This is a genomic window from Bacillus sp. V59.32b, from assembly GCF_003429085.1.
GTDB lineage: Bacteria > Bacillota > Bacilli > Bacillales > DSM-1321 > Peribacillus.
Genome location: NZ_QVTC01000015.1, coordinates 1 through 20,110, shown reverse-complemented (window position 1 = coordinate 20,110; position 20,110 = coordinate 1). Strand labels below are relative to the sequence as shown.

The window sequence follows — 20,110 nt, the reverse complement described above, 5'->3', positions numbered from 1 at the left end:
TCTAATCTGCAACAAAGCCTTATTAACCTGGCAAAGAGGTTTAGAACTCATTAGAACCACTGATTTATTTTTAATAAATAGTGGAAATACCTTCAATAATTTCTTTTCTCTTGGAAATACTAAGAAAAAATTTCACCAGATGGAAGGAAAGATTGGATGGATCATTTAGTAATAGCCCGGTCGATGTTTGGGACTACGATGGGGTTTCATATTATTTTTGCAACGATTGGAGTGGGATTGCCGCTCATGATGCTCCTCGCTGAATTGATGTACCAAAGGACAAAGGATTTCCACTATGCCGTTATGGCTAAGCGCTGGACAAAGACGTTTGCTGTTTTGCTTGGTGTCGGTATTCCAACCGGTACCATTGCCGGAGTGCAGCTGTCTTTGCTTTGGCCTGGTTTCATGGAGGTTATCGGCCGGGTTATGGCTTTGCCGTTCCAAATTGAGATTTACGCCTTTTTTGTAGAGGCCTTATTTATGTCCATTTATGTATACGCAGCCGATAAAATTCCACCGTGGATGAGAATCATTAGTTTAACGTTAGTGGCATTCGGCGCGGTTGCTTCCGCTGTGCTGATTTCCAATGTGCATGCGTTTCAGGGGACTCCCGCAGGCTTCAGAGTGGAAAATGGGCGGATCGTCGACGTTGAACCATGGAAAGCGTTTTTTAATAAAAGCTTCCTCGTAACAGCGGGTCATGTTGCTTTATCCGCCTACACGACGGGTGCTTTTGTGGTTGCCGCTGTTGCCGCCTTTAAAATGATTAAAGCAAAGACAGGTTCGATGCTGTACGGTTTTCATAAAAAAGCGTTAATGCTCGCTGTCATAACCGGCGGGGTCTTTAGCTTGCTGACAGCACTCAACGGACATGCTACCACTCAAAATGTATTTCACACCCAGCCTGAAAAATTGGCGGCAGCCGAAGGATTATTTGAAACGCAAACTCATGCACCTTTAAGCGTGCTCGGTTTTACTGATAAAGAAGAACAGGAAGTTAAATGGGGAATTGAAATTCCTTGGCTGCTAAGCTTCCTAGCCGGAAATAGCTTTGATACAGAGGTGCAAGGCTTGAACGACTTCCCGGAAGAGCTATGGCCGCCGCTATTTGTCCATACGATGTTCAATATCATGTTCATAACCGGATCTCTGTTAATTGTGCTCGCATTCGCTGCAGTTTTATGGGATAAATGGCTGAAAAAAGATTTTCCAAAATGGATGATGTGGTTATTCGTTTTATCAGGACCGGCAGCTGTGGCTGCAATAGAAAGCGGGTGGATTTTGGCGTGCACCGGCCGCCAGCCATGGTCGATTTACAGGACATTATCGACGGCGAATTCAGTCACATCTGCGCCTAATCTGGGGATATTATTTATGTTATTTATCATTGTCTATATCATTCTAGGGGCGGCGGTCGTATTTGTGATTCTCTATTATTTTAAACGGAATACGGTGATCGATGATATACACCGCGCGGAGGAAAAAGGGGTTCACTTATATGGTTCTAATTGATAAGGGGGAGATGACGTGACGGATGCAGTAATCGCGAGTACGGTTCTTTGGGGATTTGTTTTTATTTATTCAGTTATGGCCACGATGGACTTTGGTGCCGGATTCTGGTCGATGGTCTACATTAACCGGACGAAGACAGGCGCAACGAATATCGCCAATCGCTATTTATCGCCGACCTGGGAGGTTACAAACACGTTCATTGTCGCTTTGGTGATTGCGGTGTACAGTATGTTTCCGGGTGCAGCCTATACACTTGGCACCATTCTGTTAGTTCCGGGGAGTGCGATTTTGCTGCTGCTTGCACTCCGCAGCGCTTTTCTCGTTTTTTCCAATATTGCAACGGACTATAGAAAGGTACTTACCTATATATCCGGGATCGCGGGAATCATCATACCCGGCTTATTAATCAGCGTGCTGCCCATCACGCACGGAGACTTTGTGGAAATCATGGATGGCAACGAAATACTGAATTTAGGTGAGGTATTTACCAGTCCAAACACGTATGCGTTTATCGGATTTGGGATCAGCAGTACATTATTTTTGTCTTCCTTGCTGCTTTCCGACTATTCAAATGCAGCGGATGAGTTGGATGCTTACAAAGTATACCGTAGGGATGCGATAATAACGGGTCCGATTTCGTTGATTATGGCCCTTATCATCATGGTGACTTTAGAACGGGAAGCGAACTGGCTCTATGTGAAAATGATGGAGGACCTGCCGCTTTTAATTGCCTCTGTCTGTTTTTTCCTGATCGGTGGTGTAGCGCTATACCTGCCGTTCTTTACGAAAAAAGCTGTGAGCGGCTTGCCAAGGGCAGCCGTGGTAGCGGTCACCATTCAATATTTGATTGCCAGTTTTGTTTATGGACGGGCCCATTTGCCGTATATGGTCTATCCGCATGTCACAATAGAATCTGGCTTCACTGATCCAAATTCCTTCCGGGCTGTTTTTGCCACCTACATTGTCGGCTTCCTGATTCTATTTCCAGGATTTGTTTACTTTTGGTCCATTTTTATGAAAGACAGCCGTTCGAAATCTAAACAGTCCAAGAATCCGTTGAGAGGGGGATAAATGGTATGACAGGCAATATACTCAAGTTTTTCACGATTGTTTTATTTGTGTCAATTGGTTATAACCCCGCAGCTGTCCAGGGAAATACAAAATTAGATGAACAAACAGTTGTAATAAAAAAGCACGATGTGACCGGTGATGGCAAATTGGACAGCGTATTTATAGAAGGAGTTCTCTATGAATCCCAAAGCCTTTTTTTAAAAGAAATCAAACTTGTTGTGAAAGTGGCAAAAGGGAAAAAAATCAATGTTCCGCTTGATGCAGGCTATGAACCGAAGCTTGAATTTGTCGACTTTAATCGTGATGGAGTGGATGATGTTTTCATCACGATTCCAACTGGTTCCAGCGGAGGTATCATTAACAACTATGCTTATACGTTTACTGGTGAGAAAGCAGTTGATTTGACGGTTCCGCCGCCTGTTGAGATAAACGGGCAATTTTTAGATAATTATAATGTTCACATGTCCATTCCTTTGCAGAAACCCTTTTTCTTGGACGTCAGTGACCGGAAAAAGGACTATGAAAGAATCGGTTTATATCAACCGAATGGCAGGTTGAACGAACCGACAGAAGTCATGGTCGATCCCTATTCATTATTGAAAATTATCGACTCCAAGGATGGCGGAAAAGGGTTAAGAGGTTCTCAACGTGTCAGCGGCGCTTATCATGCGGATGCATTGGCAGACGTCTATTCAGAATGGGAGTACCATGATGGGAAATGGGAGCTGGTCGGAACAATAACGAAAACGCACACAGAAAAAAACAGTAAGGAATAATGAGTGAGCTGATTCATTCGTTGCGAATCAGCTCACTAGTTAAGCATCTTAATTTGGTCCATCATTTAGACTCAACCGGAGTTCCTTGATGAAAACACATTTGCCATCTTCCGTCTATATCCTTCCAAATAGAACTGCGTAAAGTGTGTTGCTTTTTTGTTAAATCATGTAAACGATAGGTAATCAGCACGACATCTGAAGCCAAAGGCTTTATTTCAAAATCAGACCTTGTGCTTTCAAATACAGTCAACCCATCGAGACAATCCTGTTTATTTTTTGTTTGTCCAGAGCTTGTAAATTCAAGAAAATCGTTTGAAAGCAGACTCTCAAGTTCACCTATAGATGTACGAACCTCAGCCGTAAGCAATTGCTCCTCTAACATACGAATATGCTCTTCTAATTCCATGGTGCATCCCCCCTATAATTCTAAAAATTATACCACACACGAAATAGAATCAAAGATATGCTGTTGCACTTCTTTTCTTTTTTTTCGATACAATAGAATAGAGGGAAATTATGTTATGAGGAAGTGATAAAATGAGATACTATTCGAAAAAGGGACCGTTGATATCAGTAATTTTATGGGGCCTGATCCTTTGGGGACCCGGAACTGCTATTTATCATTTTTTGAAAGATACTGGAGAGGGCAATCTGGTAGATGTCATCATACCTGTGCTTGTTGCTGGCTTAGTTGCCTGGCTGTGGTTTACGACATATTACGAGATTAATGGAGAGTCCTTAATTGTGAGATCCGGCCCAATAAAGAAAGTGATCCATATTAAAACGATCCATAGTATTCGCAGGACTATGAATCCGATATCCAGTCCGGCATTATCTTTGGATAGAATCGAAATCAGGTATAATATGGATGATACAGTCATTATTTCACCGAAGGACAAAGAGCAATTCACCTCGGCACTAAAAGAAATCAATCATGATATAAAGGCAGATTTGGAGACCAAAGCTTTTAAAATCTAAATTGACAATTAAGAAATGTTTGTTAAAATCAAATTGAAAGCGCTGTCATTTATTCATGCAGTAAGTATCGAGGAGTGATGCCTTACGGATTTAAAGGACCGCATTATTGAAACATCGCTCAATCTTTTCGAACGTCATGGCTTTCATGGCGTGACCGTCAATCAAATCGTCAGGGAAACCGGCACGTCGAAGGGCGGTTTTTACCACCATTTTGGATCGAAGGATGAACTGCTTTTTGTCATTCATGACTATTTTATTTCATATGTATTAACCAAGGCGCAGGAAGTAATCGAAACCGACATGAACCCCACTGAAAAAATGCAGAAGATCATTACATCATTTGTCAAAGTGTTTGATCTCTATAAACCTCACATTTCAGTATTCTATCAGGAAAGCAATTATTTAAAACCTCAATATGTTGACGCCATCAAAGAAAAACGAGAATCCTACAAACAAATCATTTTTAATGTAATTCGGGAAGGAATTGAAAAGGGAGAATTCAGGCCTGAGCTGCCTGTAGACATCACCGGCATGTCCATTTTAGGAATGGTGAACTGGTCTTATAAATGGTACAAAAAAGACGGTGAAAAAACGATCGAGGAAATCGCCGATATTTATGTAGACCTAATTCTGCAATCGCTTTTGACAGAGCAGACAAAGAAAGACGGCACATTCAAGGAATATTTTTTGGATAGCAGATTAGCTTTGGACAAAAAGTAAAGCGCTTACATTTATAGCTAACCGACCAACCAGTCGGTCTCAGACTGGAAATCACTTATTTAAGGAGGAGTTATATGGAGTTCACACTGTCAAAGGAACAGCAAATGGTCAAGGAAATGGTGCGCGAGCTGGCAGAGAAGGAAATTAAGCCGATCGCGATTGAACTAGACGAAAAATCGCAATTCGCGGAAGATGTGTTCAAGAAAATCGGAGAACTTGGCTTGTTGGGCATCCCGTTCCCGGAAGAATATGGCGGTTCCGGCGGGGATACAATTTCATACGCGATTGCGGTCGAGGAGATCGGCAAGGCGTGCGGCGGCACCGGTTTAAGCTATGCGGCAGCCGTGTCCCTTGGCGCGAGTCCTATCTACTATTTCGGAACAGAGGAACAGAAACAGAAGTATCTGGTCCCGCTCGCAAAGGGTGAAACACTTGCCGCGTTTGGGTTAACCGAACCGAACGCGGGGAGTGACGCAGGGGGAACCCGTACACAAGCTGTACTCGATGGCGATGAGTACGTGATCAATGGCGAGAAATGCTGGATCACCAACGCCGGCTACTCAGAAACCATCACGGTAACGGCTGTCTCAGGAAAAGACGAACGTGGCAAGAATATCATTTCCGCATTTATCGTTCCTACAGATACGTCGGGCCTTACGGTTACTTGCAATTATGAAAAAATGGGCGTGCGCGCTTCCAATACATGCGAAATTATTCTGGAGGACGTCCGTGTACCGAAGGAGAATTTGTTGGGAGATCCGCAAAAAGGCTTCAAGCAATTCCTGTATACGCTTGACGGTGGCAGAATTTCAATTGCCGCATTGGCCGTAGGACTTGCCCAGGCAGCGTTCGACCGTGCGCTTAGCTTTGCAAAAGAACGGCAGCAGTTCGGCCAGCCGATATCCAATTTCCAGGCGATCCAATTCAAGCTGGCGGATATGGCGATGGAAATCGAGCTGGCCCGGAATATGGTCTATAAAGCAGCCTGGCTGAAGGACAACAACAAACCTTTTACAAAAGAATCAGCCTATGCCAAGCTTTTTGCCACTGAAATGGCATTCCGGTCGTGCAATCAGGCGATCCAAATTCATGGAGGATCCGGTTATATGCGTGAATATGAAGTCGAGCGTTATTTACGAGATGCCAAATTGCTTGAAATTGGTGAAGGGACTTCAGAGATTCAGAGAATCGTCATTGCTAGACAACTAGGCTGCTAGTTGAAAAGCGCAAGCGCATTTCAAGAAATGAACGTCAACTAACACCTGCCACATCGTTATGTCTTACGTCGACACCAGCCCATCCTGGGCAAGTCCGGAAACACAACATGAATCATGGGACACTCAAAAAGCATTCATCCTAAATTAATCCATAGGAGGAGTCAGATGTCTGAATTATTGCATGTTACGGTGGGGAAGCTTTTGGAACAAACGGCCATAAATGAGGGAGAAAAGGAAGCAGTTGTTTACCATGACCTTGGATTGCGTTTCACATATAAAGAATTTGAAAAAGTTTGCCGGGAAGCAGCCCGGGGATTCATATCACTCGGGATCGAAAAAGGGGACCACATCTCCATCTGGGCCACGAATAAACCGGAATGGCTGATTACCCAGTACTCCACCGGCAAAATGGGAGCTGTCCTCGTTACGGTCAATACCAATTACCGGGCTGCCGAATTGGAATACCTATTACATCAATCTGATTCTTCAACGATCATTTTGATGGAAGCATTTAAAGACCATTCATACATGGAATCGTTATATGAGATCGTTCCCGAGTTAAAAAAGTGCGAGCCTGGGAAATTACAATCTAAGAAACTGCCAAAACTAAAAAATGTCATTGTTCTGGGCGAGAAGCGATATCCTGGAACTTTTTCTTGGGATGATGTCATGGCAGGTAAAGACAGCGTTTCTGAAGAAATGCTCGATGTCCGGATGGAGTCAATGGATCCCGATGATGTCATCAATATGCAATACACCTCGGGCACGACAGGTTTTCCGAAAGGGGTCATGCTAACGCATTCCAATATTGTCAATAACGGCTATAACATTGCTGCCTGTATGGAATTGACGTCAAGAGACCGTTTATGCATCCCGGTGCCCTTTTTCCATTGTTTCGGCTGCGTGCTTGCCAATATGGCCTGTGTATCGGTCGGGGCGACAATGGTACCGCTTGAAGAATTCAACCCGGAAAAAGTTCTGCGGACCGTGGAAGCAGAAAAATGCACCGCGCTTCATGGTGTGCCAACGATGTTTATCGCGGAACTGAATCTCCCAGACTTTGACTCTTATAATCTGAGCTCACTAAGAACCGGGATTATGGCAGGCTCCAACTGTCCAATTGAAGTCATGAAGAATGTTGCCCATAAAATGGGTGCTTCGGAGATTACGATTGCCTACGGGCAGACGGAGTCTTCACCTGTGATCACTCAAACACGCACGAACGATCCGATTGAATTGCGAGTATCCTCAGTGGGCCGAGCGCTGCCGAACGTCGAGGTGAAGATCGTCGAACCGGGTACATCTCATGAGGTGTCGCGGGGCGTCCAGGGTGAATTGTGCACTAGAGGCTATCATGTCATGAAAGGCTACTATCATAACCCGGAGGCAACGAAGGAAGCGATTGATGGCGAAGGCTGGCTTCATACCGGCGATTTGGCGGTCATGGATGAAAACGGCTACTGCAGGGTGACCGCAAGGCTGAAGGATATGATCATCCGCGGTGGTGAGAATATCTATCCTCGCGAAATCGAGGAGTTTCTCTATCAGCATCCCGCCGTCCTCGACATACAAGTAATCGGGGTACCAGATCAAAAGTACGGAGAAGAAGTCATGGCCTGGATCATTCCGAAAGAAGGAGAAACGATAACGGCGGAAACAATCAGAGAATATTGTAACGGGAAGATATCGCGACATAAAATTCCCCGTTATATTCAGTTTACCGACCAATATCCGATGACAGCATCAGGCAAAATCCAAAAATATAAATTGCGTGAACAATCGCTTGATTTGTTGAGCGAGACTCGAGCGGTAGGGAGGGATGTACGTGTTTAGCAAAATTCTTATTGCCAACCGTGGGGAAATCGCAGCAAGAATAATCCGAACGTGTAAACGTATGGGCATAACAACCGTTGCCGTTTACTCAGAAGCAGATAAAATCTCGCCGTTTGTCGCCCAGGCAGATGAGGCTTATCTTCTCGGTGGACCAAGGGTGAACGAAAGCTATCTAAATGTAGACAAAATCATCGAAATCGCAAAGGAAGCAGGCTGTGAGGCGGTCCACCCCGGGTATGGCTTTTTAAGTGAAAATGCGGACTTTGCCGAACGCTGCAAGAACGAAGGAATCGTCTTTATCGGCCCGGAGCCGGAGGTAATCCGGAAAATGGGCAACAAAGTAGAAGCAAGAAAAACAATGGAAGCAGCCGGTTTGCCATTAGTGCCCGGACTTTCCCGACCATTGGCTGATAAAGAAGAAGCGTTGCTTGAGGCTGAAAGAATCGGTTACCCGATTATGTTGAAAGCATCAGCGGGCGGCGGCATCGGCATGCAGGCTGTCAATAACAATGAAGAACTTTTAAAAGCCTTTGAAGGGAACCAGAAGCGGGCACACATGTTCTTTGGGAACGGGGATATGTTCATTGAAAAGCTGATTGAAAAACCGAGGCATATCGAAATTCAGATTCTCGCTGATAACCATGGTGATGCCGTTTATTTATGGGAGCGAGAATGCTCGATTCAACGGAGGCACCAAAAGGTAATCGAGGAGGCCCCTTCGCCTTTCCTCGATGAAGCAACAAGGCGGAAAATGGGAGAAGCCGCCGTTAAGGCTGCAGGAGCAATCGGCTACAGCAATGCCGGAACGATAGAGTTTTTAGTAGATAAGGATAAAAACTTTTTCTTCCTTGAAATGAACACCCGGCTTCAGGTCGAACATCCGATAACGGAAGAAATTACTGGACTTGACCTGGTTGAACGGCAAATCAGGATTGCTTTCGGGGAAAATCTCACTTTGAAACAGGATGAGATTATGCGAAATGGTCATGCGATCGAAGCCCGGATTTACGCAGAAGATCCGTTGACCTTTTATCCGTCACCAGGGAGGATCACTGCGTTAAGCCTGCCGGAGGGTAAAGGCATTCGTCATGAATTGGCGGTAAACGAAACTTCCGAGGTAACCCCTTTTTACGATCCGATGATAGCTAAATTGGTCATCAAAGGATCTACCAGACTGGAAGCAATTGATAGATTGCAGACAGCCCTTGCTGTTTATAAGGTGGAGGGAATCAAAACGAATATCCCAATGCTGAACGAAATCCTTTCTTATAAAGAATTCAAGCAAGGAGAAACAACAACTGATTTTATCGAAAAGCTTTACAATAAGTCGCAACTACCAACTTCATAGTAGGAGGTAATGATTATGGCAGAAGTGAAAGCAAGCATGGCAGGCAGTGTATGGAAAATCGCCGTGTCCGTTGGTGAAAGTGTTACAGAGGGACAGGATGTCATCATTCTGGAATCAATGAAAATGGAAATCCCGATATCAGCGGACATGGCAGGGACGGTCAAAGAAATAAAGGTAAATGAAACTGACTTTGTAAACGAAGGCGATGTTTTAGCTATTATCGAGTAAAAACTAACGGAGGGATTCGATGAAGTGGCCTGATCAAATAACCATCAAGGAAGTCGGTCCAAGGGACGGCTTACAAAATGAAAAGAAAATTATTCCGACAGAAAGCAAGATAGCTTGGATTGACGCTTTGTCTCAAACAGGTTTGTCATACATTGAAATTACTTCATTCGTCAATCCAAAATGGATCCCCCAACTGAGTGATGCCGCTGAGGTCGCGAAGGGGATAAAAAGAAATCCTGGGGTTACATATGGCGCTCTTGTCCCGAACATGAAAGGGCTTGAAGCGGCGCTGGCAGCGGACATTGATGAGATTTCTGTATTTATGTCAGCGAGTGAAACCCATAACGTCAAGAACATTAATAAATCGATCGAAGCTACTTTTCCCATCCTTAAGGAAACAGTCCGTTCAGCCCATGATGCAAGAAGAAACGTCAGGGGCTATGTTTCAACCGTTTTTGGCTGTCCATATGAGGGCAAGGTTTCTTTTGACCAGGTTTTCATGGTTTGTGACAGGCTGCTGGATATGGGAATCGGCGAGCTCTCACTCGGTGACACAATCGGTGTCGCTAACCCAAGGCAGGTGGAAACATTTCTCGAGCTTGCAGTTAGGAGATATGATCGAGACAGAATAGCCCTCCATTTCCATGATACCCGAGGCATGGCCATGGCGAATATCCTGAAAGCGTTGGATTATGGAATTTCGACATTTGATTCAGCACTTGGCGGTCTTGGCGGCTGTCCGTATGCACCCGGGGCAAGCGGAAATGTGGCGACCGATGATCTTGTCCATATGCTCGAGAAAATGGGGATTTCCACAGGGGTCGACGAGAACCAACTGATGGAAGCAGCGCTGCTCATGCAGAAAACACTTAACAAACAGCTGCCAAGCCATCAGATGGCCGTTTATTCAAACCAGATAAATTAACCCCTTTTTAGGAGTGTTCCTTATGACTTCCATTATTAATCTTAACAGAGATATCCCGGCCATCGCGATTATCACCATGAATCGGCCGGAAGCAGCAAATGCTTTGTCACTGACGATGTTGCATGGTTTGAGTGACGTTCTAAACGAACTGCAATCCGACGATTCGGTAAGATGTGTCATATTGACCGGTGCAGGTGATAAAGCATTTTGTGCCGGAGCTGATTTAAAAGAGCGGGCAGGCATGAATGAGACGGAAGTGACACAAACCGTCAAGCTGATCGGTGATACAATTTCTAACGTTGAAAAACTGCCCCAGCCTGTGATTGCGGCTATCAATGGAGCGGCATTCGGCGGTGGCCTTGAGCTTGCGCTTGCCTGTGACATTCGGCTTGCGACCAAGACTGCGAAAATGGGGCTGACCGAGACGTCTCTCGGCATCATTCCTGGTGCTGGCGGAACGCAAAGGCTGCCGCGAATCATCGGCACCGCCAAAGCGAAAGAGTTAATTTTTACAGCTAAACGAATCGATGCTTTTGAAGCAGAGCGTATCGGGCTAATCAGTACGATTTCCGACAATAATCAATTGCTCAATGAAGCACTCTCCCTGGCGAATGAAATAGCCCGCAACGCGCCGATTGCCGTGCAGGCCGCAAAAAAAGCAATTAATCAGGGAATCGAGTCAGACCTCAAAACAGGCTTGGAAATCGAAGAAATCGGTTATCGCAAGACCCTTCACACAAGCGACAGGCTTGAAGGCCTCAACGCTTTCAAAGAAAAAAGAAAGCCTGTTTTTACGGGGGAATGAGCGACTGAAAGGAGGAATAAGGCATCATGTCATTAAAAGAAAAACTCAATGAAACCGTGGATACGATCAATAGGGGCGGTTTGGAAAAATATCACGAAAAGAATCAAGAAAAAGGGAAGCTGTTCGTCCGGGAAAGATTGGAGCTGCTATTCGATGAAGGCATTGAGGTGGAAGATGCTTTTTTCGCCAATTGCATGAGTGATGGCTTACCTGCAGACGGCGTCGTCACAGGGATTGGTAAAATCAATGGCAAAACCGTTTGTGTAATGGCGAACGATTCCACAGTAAAAGCGGGATCCTGGGGAGCAAGAACGGTTGAGAAAATAATTCGCATTCAGGAAACGGCCGAGAAACTGGGGATTCCGATGCTTTATTTAGTTGATTCAGCCGGGGCGCGCATTACCGACCAGGTGGAAATGTTTCCTGGCAGGAGGGGAGCCGGCAGGATTTTTTATAATCAGGTGAAGCTGTCCGGAAAAGTGCCGCAGGTGTGCCTACTTTTTGGTCCATCAGCCGCAGGTGGTGCTTACATCCCCGCCTTTTGTGACATCGTTGTCATGGTCGAAGGAAACGCGTCGATGTATCTAGGATCACCGCGAATGGCAGAAATGGTCATCGGTGAAAAGGTGACGGAAGAAGAAATGGGCGGGGCAAGAATGCATTGTTCCGTATCGGGATGCGGCGATGTCCTCGTTAATACAGAACAGGAGGCCATCGAATATGCCCGCCGTTATCTCGCATACTTTCCGGCTAATTTCTCGGAGAAGCCGGCGGTAAAGGAGCCGCAGCTTCCCGAGGAATTCGAAAAATCGCTGGAGGATTTGCTTCCGGCGAACCAGAACGCACCGTTTAATATGCATGACTTCATTGCCAGGATTATAGATGAAGGGTCGTTTTGTGAAATCAAGAAATTGTTCGCACCGGAATTGGTAACAGGTCTGGCACGGTTAAATGGCAAAACAATCGGGATCATCGCCAATCAGCCACGAGTAAAAGGAGGTGTTTTGTTTCACGATTCTGCCGATAAAGCGGCGAAATTTATTACCCTTTGCGATGCTTTCAATATCCCGCTTTTATTTTTGGCCGATATTCCTGGCTTTATGATCGGCACTAAAGTGGAACAGGCAGGTATCATCCGCCACGGGGCCAAGATGATATCGGCGATGAGTGAAGCGACTGTTCCAAAGATTTCAGTTGTTGTCCGAAAAGCATATGGCGCGGGTCTTTATGCGATGGCCGGCCCGGCATTCGAACCCGATTGCTGTCTTGCCCTGCCAACCGCGTCGATTGCGGTCATGGGCCCGGAAGCCGCAGTCAATGCCGTATACGCCAATAAAATCATGGAGATGCCTCCTGAAGAGCGAAGTGCTTTTATCGAATTGAAGCGTGAAGAGTATAAAAAGGATATTGATATTTACCGTCTCGCCTCGGAAATGATTGTCGATCATATTGTCCAGCCAAACGATCTTCGCAATGAACTAATCGACCGGTTCGAAGCATACATTTCTAAGCAGCAAACCTTTACAACCCGAAAGCACGGGGTTTATCCGGTATAATAAATCAACTGATGTAGGCACTATTTTAATAAGAATGTAATTTTGAAATCCTCTGTTTTTCTTACAGGGGATTTTTTAATTTTTCAATCGAAGGCGATAAATATACAAGTTTTACAATAATCCATTATAGTGGATTATTTTTCTGATGAATGGTTAGAGGTGAATCTGTTGAAAATAACCATAGTTGGGTATAGGATAATTAATAATTATCACGTTACTAATTACTCTTAGCCGCGTTAGAAGCGGGTGTTGTCGTGAGCAAAAAACTAGATGATGGATCTATACCGCGTTATAATTCCTCCAAATATAGAACACCTGATGGTACACCTCGGATATTGCAATCTTCACAATCGAATCTTTTAAGCCGGCGGACAAGATTCTTTCCGTCCCTCCCAGCTTTACCGGTAATAATCATGAAGTCTTAGATACCATATATCATTGAATTGGGGGAATACTATGAAAACCAGCTTTGAAACCATTGTTAACCTGCAGAAAATCGGAGGTCCAAATACAATAAAATTAAATGATTTGTTAGCTCATGCAAGCATCGAAGCTATTGGACCTTCCTCAGATGACAATGAACGGGTGCTATTCTTAGGAATCGACATTCAAAACGATTTTATGGAAAACGGTGAGCTGTCTGTCCCCAATTCGCACAAAGATGTCGAAAATGTAACACGCTTCCTTTATAACCATTTAGATAGGATTACTTCGATAGCGGTATCCATTGACACCCACCAGCCACAGCAAATCTTCCATCCATCGTGGTGGGTTGACGAAAACGGTAAACATCCTGAACCGTTAACAATTATTACCGCAAGGGAAGTAGAAGCGGGCAAATGGAAACCGGTAAAAAATTACGCTGAAAGCCTGGAATATGTCACGAATTTAGAGCAATTCGGAAAAAAGCAGTTGTGCATATGGGCTTATCATTGTATCCAAGGTACGAATGGAGCGGCATTAGAAGGGCAATTTTCAAACATGATTCACTTCCATTCCGTTGTAAGAAATTCCGAAATCCAAAAGATCGTAAAAGGGCTGGAGCCGTTGAGCGAAATGTATGGCATCATCAAACCGGAATATGATCGGAATAACTATTATAACCAAGAGTTTTTGGAGTCTTTGAAAACATATGACAAGATTGTCGTGGCCGGAGAGGCAAAATCTCATTGTGTATTAGAATCCATTAAACAAATAACAGAGCATTACAAAGACAACAAGGAGATCACTTCAAGGATATTTCTATTAGAGGATTGCATGTCCCCGATACCTGGATTTGAGAGAGTGACAGAAGAAGAATTTAGTCTTTTAGAAAAGCATTATGACGTGAACATTGTAAGATCAAGCGAATTCTCTTTGGCAGATAGGAAAGTATAAAACTTTCCTATCTGCATAAAGCAGAACACAGGCTAAGTGCGCCACGTCCTTATGTCTTCGCCTGGATGACCCACATCCTGTGGGCCTCAACTACGCCTCTATCTTTGCCTTTTTAAGGCTCGCCAATCTGCGAGTTTTCTAATGATCATTAGGAGGACAAATCATGTATTCTAAATATGTAGATGACAGCTACGGACTTCATACGGATTTATATCAAATAAACATGGCCGAGACGTATTGGCAGGACAACATACATACCCGCAAAGCCGTTTTTGAGTTGTTTTTCAGAAAGCTGCCGTTTAAGAGCGGCTATGCGATTTTTGCCGGACTTGAAAAAGTCATCCAGTATATTCAGAATTTCCGTTTTTCAGAGACAGATCTAGCCTATCTGCGGGATGATTTAGGATATGAAGCGGATTTTTTACACTATTTAAGTGAGCTCCGCTTCAGCGGCAATATCCGTTGTATGAAGGAAGGGGAATTGGTCTTTGCCAATGAGCCGATTCTTCGGGTCGAAGCGCCGCTCGGTGAGGCTCAGTTAGTTGAAACGGCGTTGCTTAACATCGTCAACTATCAAACGCTCGTGGCCACAAAAGCATCGCGAATTAAACAAGTGATCGGCAACGACTCGGCACTTGAATTCGGTTCCCGACGCGCCCAGGAAATGGATGCGGCAATCTGGGGAGCCAGGGCCGCCTATATAGCCGGATTCGATTCCACAAGCAATGTTCGGGCGGGGAAGCTGTTTGGAATACCTGTTTCGGGAACACATGCGCATTCGATGATTCAGGCCTATAAAGATGAATATACAGCGTTCCATAAGTATGCAAGCACACATACAGATTGTGTATTCCTTGTCGACACATACGATACGCTGCGATCAGGAGTACCGAATGCGATCCGGGTCGCACAAGAGCTCGGCAACAAAATCAACTTTATAGGCATCCGTCTCGATAGTGGGGATCTGGCATATTTATCAAAAGAAGCGAGAAGGATGCTGGATGAAGCCGGGTTTACGGAAACGAAGATCATCGCTTCCAACGACTTGGATGAATATACGATCATCAACCTGAAGTCCCAGGGTGCCAAAATTGATATTTGGGGCATTGGTACAAAGCTAATTACCGCCTATGATCAACCGGCTCTCGGTGCCGTCTATAAATTGGTTTCGATAGAAGATGAAAAAGGGAATATGGTAGATACAATCAAGATTTCATCAAACCCTGAAAAAGTTACGACCCCTGGAATAAAAAAGGTCTATCGCATTATCAATACGGTGAACAAGCATTCGGAGGGAGATTATATTGCAATGGAGGATGAAAATCCAAACGGGGAAGAAAAACTGAAAATGTTCCATCCGGTGCATACCTTTTTAAGCAAGTTCGTTACCGATTTTAAAGCGGTCGATCTGCAGGAGGATATTTTTAAAAACGGAGATCTCGTATTCAATCCACCGTCCATGAATGAAATTCGCCGAAATACGGAGAACAATTTGGACTTGTTATGGGCGGAATACAAGCGTGCGCTCAACCCAGAAGAATATCCAGTCGACCTCAGCGAAAAGTGCTGGGAGAATAAAATGCGGAACATTGAGGAAGTTAGACAAAAAGTAGAGGCCATGAAGAATCAGGTATAATAGAAGAAAAAGGCAGAGAGGAAGTAGTAATAAATGCGTCCATTACAAAAGCAAATTATTGAAAAGTTGCTCGTGCAGCCGACGATTGATCCGGAATCGGAGTTTAGAAGAAGTGTTGATTTTTTAAAGGATTATTTGAAAAAGCATACATTCTTAAAGAGCCTGGTATTGGGGATTTCAGGAGGCCAGGATTCTACCTTAGGCGGTTATATGGCTCAAACCGCGGTCAATGAACTGAACGAAGAAACCGGAAATAATGAATATCAGTTTATCGCTGTCAGCCTTCCTTATGGTGTACAGAAGGACGAAGCCGATCGACAGGAAGCGTTACAATTCATTAAACCAAGCAGGAATGTAACGGTTAACATCAAACCGGCTGTCGATGCGAGTGTAGAAGCGGTTGAGCAGGCTACTGGAGAAGAGCTGTCCAATTTCCTGAAAGGCAATATAAAAGCAAGGGAACGGATGAAAGTCCAATATGACCTGGCCGGCATGTTCCATGGCGTCGTCTTGGGAACAGACCACGCGGCGGAAGCCATCACCGGGTTTTTCACAAAACATGGCGATGGTGCAGCAGATCTCGTGCCCTTGTACCGTTTGAATAAAAGACAAGGCAGGGCCATCCTTAAGTTTGTCGGTGCTCCCGAAAAACTTTACAATAAAATCCCTACAGCCGACCTGGAAGACGATAAGCCGCTGATCCCGGATGAAGTGGCATTAGGGGTTTCCTACAATGATATCGACGATTATTTAGAAGGAAAAGAAGTAAGGAAAGATGCAGCTGAAAAAATTGAAGGCTGGTACTTGAAAACAGAACATAAACGCAATCCAGCAATCGATGTGTTTGAGAATTGGTGGAAATAGGAGGGAAGCCTGCCTCTCGGGCAGGTTTCTTCATTTTACATTGAGAGTTTAATTTCTATTTTTTTTGCTTTATCAGTGTATACAATTATATTATAGTGTCCCTTTACACCAGTGAATTCGATCTTACTGTATCTGACGGCGAGACTGTTTTTTCCCAAACCATGTCATCCGAGCGTTTAATGGCTAAAGATACGTCTCCATCTCCGATAGTTGCTTCATATGGTATTGAGACAATTCCATCGTCTGAAGTCTCAAATGCCTCCACTTCATAATGACCCTTTAATGAACCGATTGACAAATGAAGATTACCATTGGTTATCTTTTTATTTGCATTCATTACTACGTTTTCTCCAAATAACATTGCAACTGTAATAACACCAACCATCAGTAAGCCAAGCAGTATCCCTATAATTAGAAGCAATCGTGTATTTATACCTTTCATCCTTTTAACAATGAACGCATTTAAGTTATACACTATTCTAAATAAGATGGGGAAAGCTATGACTGGAAACAAAATCGCAGCCCAGTTTCCATAGATCACAGATTGGATAATAAAAACAATGATGGCGATAAAATAAAACACTATGCCAAACCAATAAGCGAACAGCATCCACTTACTTTCGGTATAGGGTTTACCAAAAATAATTTCAATAAATTTTTTCAAAAAATCATCCCTCTCATTAAAGCAAACATCCATGGTTGTCGAATAAAAACCATTACTGTAAACTGGTAAATCCTGATAATATAAGAATATCATAAGCGGTATTTGTTGATTAAAATCCTGTCCACAACCATTCTTCTATACTTATTCAAATAGCTTTACATGAAGACTGCAGCCCTTCACGGTCAAAAAGGCGTGGATTTGTCCCCGGTGATGATAGAAGTGGGATAATATCTCAAGCAGCCATTCGTACCGGGTATAAACAGTGCCCCAGTAAGAAGGTTGTTTTTCACTTAATTGGCTTTCAGTAAGATGTAGCGCTTTATCGCTTAAAAAAGCAAGGCTATCCGTCATACATTCTTTGATTTCTTGTTTTGAAACAGGATTTGCCTGAAGGTAAAACTCTTCCATTTCTTTCTGGGAATAGCCACTCATAATATAATAATTAGCCTTGCAAAGGATAGCGAGATGAACATACATTTCCCTGAGTGTTCTTTTATTTTCATCAGGTTTCCACTCCAGCAATTCATCCGGTGTCTGTTCAAGCATTTGTATCGATGAATTCACAGCTACTGATAGCTGATGCAGCACTTCTTTTACATACATAGTAATCACCCGCTTGTTTTCTATTTGTATTTATTTTACCTTAAAGTAATAAGGAAATGGCAAAGGAGGAAAAAATCATGAAGAATATCGCGATATCGTGGAGCGGGGGCAAGGACGGTTGCATGGCGCTTCATAGATTAATAGAACAGGGTAATTCCGTAAAATGCTTGTTTACGACTTTGCCAGAAGATATCGATGGTAGGACTTTCGGACATGGGGAAAAAGCGGAATCGATTAATCTTCAGGGCGAGGCACTTGGCATTCCGGTTGAATTCATCCATTGTTCTTTCAAGACATATACGGAAGATGTTAAAAACGCACTTATCCATTTAAGGAATAAGTACGGATTGGATGCGGTGGCATTTGGCGACCTGTATTTACAAGAGCATCGCGATTGGGGCGAAAAGGTCTGCGAACAAATCGGACTAGACGCCGTTTACCCGTTATGGATGCTGGAGGACGAGGTTTTGCCTGCTTTGAAGATGTTTGTTGAATCAGGGTATAAGGCAACTGTGATCCGGATTCGGGATGATAAATTACCAGTCTCATGGCTTGGTCGGGAACTGGATGGGAGTTTTTTTGCTGATATTCAAAAGGAAGATGTGTGCCCGATGGGAGAGGCTGGGGAATACCACACTTATGTTTATGATGGGCCATTATTCCAGAGGAAAATAGAATTTTCTTACGGAGAGATTCTCCAGCTTGAAACGACCAAAAGAATGGAAATTGATGATTTAAAACTAGTCATGAAATAACAAAAAACAGTGGGGATTGAACTGCACTGTTTTTCTGTTTATAGTTTATTTTTTCAATTTCAAGATCTGTCCAGGATGGATTCGGTCGCTTTTTAGATTATTTATCTTTTTCAGATCGGCAACAGACACCTTTACCTTTTTGCTGATGCTGTAAAGGGTGTCACCCTTTTGTACCTTATAGGTGGACGGAGTGGATACAGGAGCACCCGGCAGTTTCAGCACCTGACCAATTTTAAGGGAGTCGCTTTTTAGATTGTTCAGCTTTTTGAGAGTCGCAACGGTGGTTTTATTGTTTTTTGCTATACGATAAAGGGTATCGCCCTTTTTCACTGTATAGGTTTTGCCTTGTGCTGGTTCCTGATCTAAAAGGTAGAGCATGTCACGGCTAAACGTTACGCGGTGTTTAGTCTTATAAGTATTTGCGGCTTTTTTGAACAAAGCTTCCTGCTCATCGATGAATTTAGTTGCTGCGACAACGGCTTTGTCATAATTAGCTTTTGTCATGTCTCCGTTCAAGTAATCGATTGTATCGAGTTCCAGATTATACATTTCAACTAAGCTATCATAGATGTGGACATCCATTTTCTGAATATCAGCATTTAATCCATTAACGGGTGCAACGTTATCCAACGCTTTTTCAAAATAAGCCAAATATTCGTCGTAAATTCGTATGGCTTCCTGCTCAGACTTCGCTTTATCCAGTTTTACATTATAACTCTCTACTGTACGCAAGATTTTTGCGTAATGTGCAGCAAACGTATTGAGTTCTGTTTGATAACTTGAGACCTTTGTTGCTGCCGAAACAGTTGTTTCGGAAGGAGAGATAACCCCTCCGGAAAAAAGTAGCGACGTGGCAATTACAGTAGCGGCTATTGCTTTTTTTGACATCATTTCCATATCCCCTTATTATGTATGTTTTTGATAGAAAAGGAATCCTATCCCAATTCGATAGTATCATAGGGGACAACGACTGTAATGGGTACTTTATACTATAATGAAAATATTGTCGAAAGGCATTCTCTAGTGAGCTGGACGTCTCTTTGTTAGGCAATTGGCGACCGTGGTGTATCTAGATTTTCATTTGAGATAAATCCATTCCAATTCGTTGATTTTATTGTGCAACGCAGGCATTACTCCAGACGGTTTGTTTTATATTTCTTTTTGTTTTACTCTTATATAAGGATCTTCACCAAAAGAAGTGGTTTAAGCTTTTGATTATCCGTTGATTTCCGCTCCAGGCGC

Annotated in this window: 20 protein-coding genes; 16 read left to right on the top strand and 4 right to left on the bottom strand. The window is 43.7% G+C overall.

What is annotated here, in order from left to right; all coding sequences use genetic code 11:
• The first annotated feature begins 156 nt into the window (after positions 1-156).
• The 3 genes from D0463_RS04380 to D0463_RS04370 are packed head-to-tail and all read left to right on the top strand — an operon-like array spanning position 157 to position 3,359.
• Complete coding sequence (locus tag D0463_RS04380) at positions 157-1,512, top strand: cytochrome ubiquinol oxidase subunit I (RefSeq protein ID WP_117305520.1); 1,356 nt, start codon at positions 157-159, stop codon at positions 1,510-1,512.
• Between the two features lie 15 nt (positions 1,513-1,527).
• Positions 1,528-2,583 (top strand): cytochrome d ubiquinol oxidase subunit II, encoded by a 1,056-nt coding sequence (locus D0463_RS04375; RefSeq protein ID WP_117305518.1) that lies wholly within the window; start codon positions 1,528-1,530, stop codon positions 2,581-2,583.
• Positions 2,584-2,588: 5 nt separating this feature from the next.
• Positions 2,589-3,359, top strand: a complete 771-nt coding sequence (locus D0463_RS04370; protein ID WP_117305515.1) for a hypothetical protein — start codon at positions 2,589-2,591, stop codon at positions 3,357-3,359.
• A gap of 61 nt (positions 3,360-3,420) precedes the next feature.
• Here the strand turns inward: D0463_RS04370 and D0463_RS04365 are convergent, their stop codons facing one another.
• Entirely contained in the window at positions 3,421-3,765 is a 345-nt protein-coding gene (locus D0463_RS04365; RefSeq protein ID WP_117305513.1) for a nuclear transport factor 2 family protein, read from the bottom strand.
• Positions 3,766-3,896: 131 nt separating this feature from the next.
• On the opposite strand from D0463_RS04365, the gene D0463_RS04360 reads away from it, so the two are divergent.
• The 12 genes from D0463_RS04360 (at position 3,897) to nadE (ending at position 16,846) form a co-directional block, all read left to right on the top strand.
• Entirely contained in the window at positions 3,897-4,337 is a 441-nt protein-coding gene (locus D0463_RS04360) for a PH domain-containing protein (protein ID WP_117305510.1), read from the top strand.
• A gap of 102 nt (positions 4,338-4,439) precedes the next feature.
• Positions 4,440-5,057: a TetR/AcrR family transcriptional regulator gene (locus tag D0463_RS04355; RefSeq protein WP_117305508.1), complete on the top strand. Its 618-nt coding sequence runs from the start codon at positions 4,440-4,442 to the stop codon at positions 5,055-5,057.
• 74 nt (positions 5,058-5,131) lie between these two features.
• Positions 5,132-6,274 (top strand): acyl-CoA dehydrogenase, encoded by a 1,143-nt coding sequence (locus D0463_RS04350; RefSeq protein WP_117305505.1) that lies wholly within the window; start codon positions 5,132-5,134, stop codon positions 6,272-6,274.
• A 165-nt stretch (positions 6,275-6,439) separates the two neighbouring features.
• Positions 6,440-8,107, top strand: coding sequence for an AMP-binding protein (locus D0463_RS04345; RefSeq protein WP_117305502.1), 1,668 nt, complete (start codon positions 6,440-6,442; stop codon positions 8,105-8,107).
• A complete protein-coding gene (locus tag D0463_RS04340) occupies positions 8,100-9,455 on the top strand; it encodes an acetyl-CoA carboxylase biotin carboxylase subunit (RefSeq protein ID WP_117305500.1) in 1,356 nt (451 codons plus the stop codon). Before D0463_RS04345 ends, D0463_RS04340 begins: the two co-directional genes overlap by 8 nt.
• Positions 9,456-9,470: 15 nt before the next feature.
• The gene (locus D0463_RS19780) at positions 9,471-9,683 is read left to right on the top strand and encodes an acetyl-CoA carboxylase biotin carboxyl carrier protein subunit (protein ID WP_117305497.1); all 213 of its coding nucleotides are present in this window, start codon (positions 9,471-9,473) and stop codon (positions 9,681-9,683) included.
• 19 nt (positions 9,684-9,702) lie between these two features.
• Positions 9,703-10,608 (top strand): hydroxymethylglutaryl-CoA lyase, encoded by a 906-nt coding sequence (locus D0463_RS04330; protein ID WP_117305495.1) that lies wholly within the window; start codon positions 9,703-9,705, stop codon positions 10,606-10,608.
• A 22-nt stretch (positions 10,609-10,630) separates the two neighbouring features.
• Positions 10,631-11,413, top strand: a complete 783-nt coding sequence (locus D0463_RS04325) for an enoyl-CoA hydratase (RefSeq protein WP_117305493.1) — start codon at positions 10,631-10,633, stop codon at positions 11,411-11,413.
• 26 nt (positions 11,414-11,439) lie between these two features.
• A complete protein-coding gene (locus tag D0463_RS04320) occupies positions 11,440-12,969 on the top strand; it encodes an acyl-CoA carboxylase subunit beta (protein WP_117305490.1) in 1,530 nt (509 codons plus the stop codon).
• A 456-nt stretch (positions 12,970-13,425) separates the two neighbouring features.
• The gene (locus tag D0463_RS04315) at positions 13,426-14,346 is read left to right on the top strand and encodes a cysteine hydrolase family protein (protein WP_117305488.1); all 921 of its coding nucleotides are present in this window, start codon (positions 13,426-13,428) and stop codon (positions 14,344-14,346) included.
• Positions 14,347-14,509: 163 nt separating this feature from the next.
• Positions 14,510-15,982 carry a nicotinate phosphoribosyltransferase gene (locus D0463_RS04310; RefSeq protein ID WP_117305486.1) on the top strand — a complete coding sequence of 491 codons (1,473 nt, stop codon included), beginning with the start codon at positions 14,510-14,512 and terminating at the stop codon, positions 15,980-15,982.
• Between the two features lie 33 nt (positions 15,983-16,015).
• Positions 16,016-16,846, top strand: a complete 831-nt coding sequence (gene nadE, locus D0463_RS04305) for an ammonia-dependent NAD(+) synthetase (RefSeq protein ID WP_117305484.1) — start codon at positions 16,016-16,018, stop codon at positions 16,844-16,846.
• Between the two features lie 103 nt (positions 16,847-16,949).
• Here the strand turns inward: nadE and D0463_RS04300 are convergent, their stop codons facing one another.
• Together D0463_RS04300 and D0463_RS04295 are read right to left on the bottom strand one after the other, a co-directional pair.
• The gene (locus tag D0463_RS04300) at positions 16,950-17,510 is read right to left on the bottom strand and encodes a hypothetical protein (RefSeq protein ID WP_117305482.1); all 561 of its coding nucleotides are present in this window, start codon (positions 17,508-17,510) and stop codon (positions 16,950-16,952) included.
• A 141-nt stretch (positions 17,511-17,651) separates the two neighbouring features.
• On the bottom strand, positions 17,652-18,113 hold the full coding sequence (locus D0463_RS04295; RefSeq protein ID WP_117305480.1) for a DinB family protein: 462 nt from the start codon (positions 18,111-18,113) through the stop codon (positions 17,652-17,654).
• Positions 18,114-18,190: 77 nt separating this feature from the next.
• On the opposite strand from D0463_RS04295, the gene D0463_RS04290 reads away from it, so the two are divergent.
• Positions 18,191-18,868, top strand: coding sequence for a Dph6-related ATP pyrophosphatase (locus tag D0463_RS04290; protein WP_367946565.1), 678 nt, complete (start codon positions 18,191-18,193; stop codon positions 18,866-18,868).
• A gap of 45 nt (positions 18,869-18,913) precedes the next feature.
• Here D0463_RS04290 and D0463_RS04285 read toward each other — a convergent pair whose 3' ends face one another.
• Positions 18,914-19,759 carry a LysM peptidoglycan-binding domain-containing protein gene (locus D0463_RS04285; RefSeq protein WP_160118360.1) on the bottom strand — a complete coding sequence of 282 codons (846 nt, stop codon included), beginning with the start codon at positions 19,757-19,759 and terminating at the stop codon, positions 18,914-18,916.
• Positions 19,760-20,110 lie beyond the last annotated feature (351 nt).